Raw genomic sequence first — 3,864 nt, 5'->3', positions numbered from 1 at the left:
GGCGGGACCCGCGGCCAGGGAGCCGGCGAGCAGGGCGCCGGCGAGCGCGGTCAGCGCACCGGTCCGAGCGACCGACGCTGGTGAGGTCACCCGCCGGACACTACGCAAGCCGTGCCGGCAGCGGGGTCGCGTGGTCCGGGTGCGTGGCCGCTGCCGCACTTCGGTTGGCGCGGGCGGAGTGCGGGCCGACGTCCGCGGTGGCGGTCACCGGGCAGCTGTGTCACCGTATGGCGCGAGGTGCCAGCCCGGCGGTGCTCCGCGTGGACTGTCACCGGATCGCCTGCCGTGGACCCGGCAGACCTGGACAGACGCGCCTGGCTGGCGCGGCGGGAAGCGGCGGGGGCGCCGATGCCGCGCCCGGCGGTCGGCTGCCTGAACCGTCCGGTTGTGTGAACTGTGCGGCATCGCGTTGTGGCGATGCCGACCGGGTGGCTCGGGCGGGAGGTGGCTTCCGCGACACTGGGAGGGGCAACGGTCGTCATGCGCGGTACCCGTTCGGGTAACCGCCCGCGGCCGTGGCGCGTACCCGTGCGGGCTACCCACGCCCGCACCGCCCGCCGGCGGCCTGGCCAGCGTCGGCGGCCGGGAGCGGCGCACACACGGCAGCCGTCCGGAACGGACCGGGCGGGCCTGAGCATGAAGGAGACAGGGAGCGGAGTGGACCTTGAGTTCGATGTGACCATCGAGATCCCCAAGGGGCAGCGCAACAAGTACGAGATGGATCACCACACCGGGCGTATCCGGCTTGACCGGATGCTGTTCACCTCCACCCACTACCCCTCGGACTACGGCTTCATCGAGGGGACCCTGGGGCGGGACGGTGATCCACTGGACGCGCTGGTCCTGTTGGAGGAGCCCACCTTCCCCGGCTGTCTCGTCCGCTGCCGGACGATCGGCATGTTCGAGATGACCGACGAGAAGGGCCCGGACGACAAGGTGCTGTGCGTCCCGGTGGCGGACGTCCGCCAGGAGCACCTGCGGGATCTGCGGCACCTGCCGGAGTTCGACCGCCTGGAGATCCAGCACTTCTTCGAGGTCTACAAGGACCTGGAGCCCGGCAAGTCGGTCGAGGGCGCCTCCTGGGTGGACCGCAAGGAAGCCGAGCGGGAGATCCTGGCCTCGATCAAGCGGCTGCACGACGCCGAGGCACAGGAGTCCGGCGAGCACGAGGAGGCCGAGCCGAAGTCCGCGTGACCGGCCGACCCGCACGACGGCGACGCCTCTTCATGCACCGGCCCCGACGGGCCGCGTGGATGAAGGGGCGAACGCCGCGGCCTGCGGCGATCGGGTGGGTCGGCGGCTGCGAAGGTATCGGCAGACCATGACCGCCCGGGGAGAGTGAGCCGGAGGCGGGGATTGAACCCGCGACCTATCGCTTACGAGGCGATTGCTCTGCCACTGAGCTACTCCGGCGATCGGCCGGGAAGGTACCGGCCGGGGTTGAGTATGCCAGACGGCGATGCGGGTCGGCGCTGACGGTGGCCGTATGCCGGTCGCCGTGACCGCCCGCCGATCCACGCGGGCCAGCGCAGCCTTCCATCTCTGCTACCTAAAGTAAGCAAACCCTCGCTTTAGGTGAGAATTCGCGCGCATTGGCGTGTTGAAGGGCGCAAATCGGCACCCCGGTCGAAGTGGTTCCGGAGAGGATGCGTAGGGTTTCGCTCCATGACCGGGGCCGGGGACGCTGCGCCTGCAGCAACGACGCGAGGAGCCTCACTCCTCGTCGCCGAGGACGATGAGGCATCTCGCGTAGCACTTGCGCGAAGCCTGGAGAGATTCGGCTATCGCGTGCTGGAGGCCGCGGACGGCGAAGCCGCGCTGCGCCTGTTCCAGACGACGGAGATCGATCTGGTCGTGCTGGACGTGGCGATGCCGCGGATGGACGGGTTCGCGGTGCTCAGCCGCCTGCGCCAGACGAGCGAAGTTCCGGTGATCATGCTCACCGGGCGCGCCGAGGAGGTCGACCGAGTGGTCGGCCTGGAGCTGGGCGCCGACGACTACGTCGTGAAGCCCTACTCCCTGCGGGAGCTGGTCGCGCGGGTCCGGGCCCGGCTGCGCCGCCGGCCGGCCGAGCCGCCGCCGCAGCGCAACGGCGACGGCAACGATCCGCTGGTCTACGGGGACGTCTCCATCGACCTGCGCGCTCGCGAGGTCGCGGTCGCCGGCGAACGCATCGACCTGACCGCGCGTGAGTACGAACTGCTGGCGTTCCTCGCCCGCCACCCGAGACGGGTGTTCAGCCGGGAGGAGCTGCTCGAACAGGTGTGGGGAACCCGATTCCAGGACCCCGCCACCGTCACCGAGCATGTTCGGCGGGTCCGCACGAAGGTGGAAGGGCGTCCGCCGCAGCGTCGGCTCGTCACCACCCTGCGCGGGATGGGCTACCGCTTCGACCCGTGATCGTCATTTCTGGCCGTGGACGGCGTCGTGTGCCTGCCGGGAGGGGCACACCGACGCCCGTGCGCAGGAGTTCCGCCCGCCGCCGTCCAGCGCGACGACCACCTCCTGGCGGGGAACGTCATGCCGCACGACCCGACCCTCGCCGGCCGGCGTGCTGGCCCGCTCACCGACGGCGGGAACCGCGTCGGCAAACTCCTCGTACAGCGGGTGTTCGTAGCGCAGGCAGCACATCAGCCGGCCGCAGGCGCCGCTGATCCGCATCGGGTTGAGCGCCAGGTCCTGATCACGGGCCATCCGCAGGCTCACCGGCTCGAAGTCGGTGAGGAACGTGGCGCAGCACAGGTCACGCCCGCACGAACCGATGCCGCCCTGGACCCGGGCGCTGTCACGGGCCGAGAGCTGTCGAAGGTGCACCCGGGCGGCGAGGGTGCGGTTGAGGTCCCTGACCAGCTCGCGGAAGTCGACCCGGCTCTCCGCGGTGAAGTAGACGGTGAAGGCGCCGGAGTCCGGCACGTGATCCACCCCGACGATCTTCATGGCCAGGTGGTGTTCGCGGGCGAGCCGCCGCGCGGCGACGCGGGCCTGGGCGCGCCGGCGCCGGGACGTCTCGGCGCGGCTGAGGTCCTCCGGCGCCGCCATCGCGGCCAGCACCGGTAGCTCGCCGACATCCTCCGACACCCATTGAGCCGCCCACATGCAGGTGGCCACCTCCGGTCCGGCGTCGGTGGGCACCAGGACCCGGTCGCCCACCCGCGGCGTGAGCGAGCCGGGATCGGCGTAGTAGAGGCGGCCACGCGGGGAGAACGCCACTGCGCACATCATCGGCACCCGGGCCTCACCTCCTGACGCCGCAGGATATGCCCGGCTGTTCGGCGCAGGGGCGGTTTCGTCCGACTCGCCGGCCCTCGCGGTGCCGCCGTCAGTCCTCGCGCAGGGCGAGGACGAGCGACTCGACGGCGAGCAGCGGCACGAGCCCGGGATTGTCGGCCAGGGCGGACCGGGTCGCCAGCACGGCCTCCAGCCGCCGCAGCGTCCGCTCGGGAGTCGAGGCCGCGCCCAGGCTGGCCGCGTCGGCGGCATGATCGGGATGGATCGGGTCGACGGCCGCGCCCAGCTGCGCGGCGAGTACGTCGCGGTACAGCCCGGCGAGGTCCACGAGGGCGCGGTCGAGGGAATCCAGGACGGTGCGGCGGCCGCGGCTCTTCTGGTTGCGTTCCAGTTCCTTGAGCGCGCCGACAGCGCCGCGGACCGTCATCGCGCGCGCCTTCGCGCCTGCCCTGGGGGCGCGGGCCGACGCCGATCTGCCCCCCGCAGCGGTCGCGCCGACACCGAGAGCGGTCTTCAACGCGGCTGTCTCGACTTCGTCCCGCTCGCTGGTGGCCGCCTCGGCATCGGCGGTCGCCGCCTCGACCAGGGCCGCGGCCGCCGCCAGGCAGTCGCCGACGCGGCCCAGCCGGGTCGGGA

General features: G+C 72.1%; 2 protein-coding genes, 1 tRNA gene and 2 pseudogenes. 2 read left to right on the top strand and 3 right to left on the bottom strand.

The window, feature by feature from the left end; translation table 11 throughout:
• Positions 1-657: 657 nt before the first annotated feature.
• Entirely contained in the window at positions 658-1,194 is a 537-nt protein-coding gene (locus MXD58_RS22480) for an inorganic diphosphatase (RefSeq protein WP_308302022.1), read from the top strand.
• A 147-nt stretch (positions 1,195-1,341) separates the two neighbouring features.
• On the opposite strand, the gene MXD58_RS22475 is transcribed toward MXD58_RS22480, so the two are convergent.
• Positions 1,342-1,413: transfer RNA gene (locus tag MXD58_RS22475), tRNA-Thr, on the bottom strand.
• Between the two features lie 252 nt (positions 1,414-1,665).
• Between MXD58_RS22475 and MXD58_RS22470 the strand changes: the two genes are divergently transcribed.
• A complete protein-coding gene (locus tag MXD58_RS22470; protein WP_248838211.1) occupies positions 1,666-2,400 on the top strand; it encodes a response regulator transcription factor in 735 nt (244 codons plus the stop codon).
• Positions 2,401-2,415: 15 nt separating this feature from the next.
• On the opposite strand, the pseudogene MXD58_RS22465 reads toward MXD58_RS22470, so the two are convergent.
• Both MXD58_RS22465 and MXD58_RS22460 read right to left on the bottom strand, forming a co-directional pair.
• A pseudogene (locus MXD58_RS22465) lies at positions 2,416-3,228 on the bottom strand (PSP1 domain-containing protein); the annotation flags it as partial.
• A gap of 91 nt (positions 3,229-3,319) precedes the next feature.
• A pseudogene (locus MXD58_RS22460) lies at positions 3,320-3,864 on the bottom strand (DNA polymerase III subunit delta'); the annotation flags it as partial.

Source organism: Frankia sp. AgKG'84/4 (assembly GCF_023242965.2).
Classification (GTDB): domain Bacteria; phylum Actinomycetota; class Actinomycetes; order Frankiales; family Frankiaceae; genus Frankia.
Note: the sequence above shows the minus strand (reverse complement) of the source record. Positions and strands in the feature narration are given on the sequence as shown.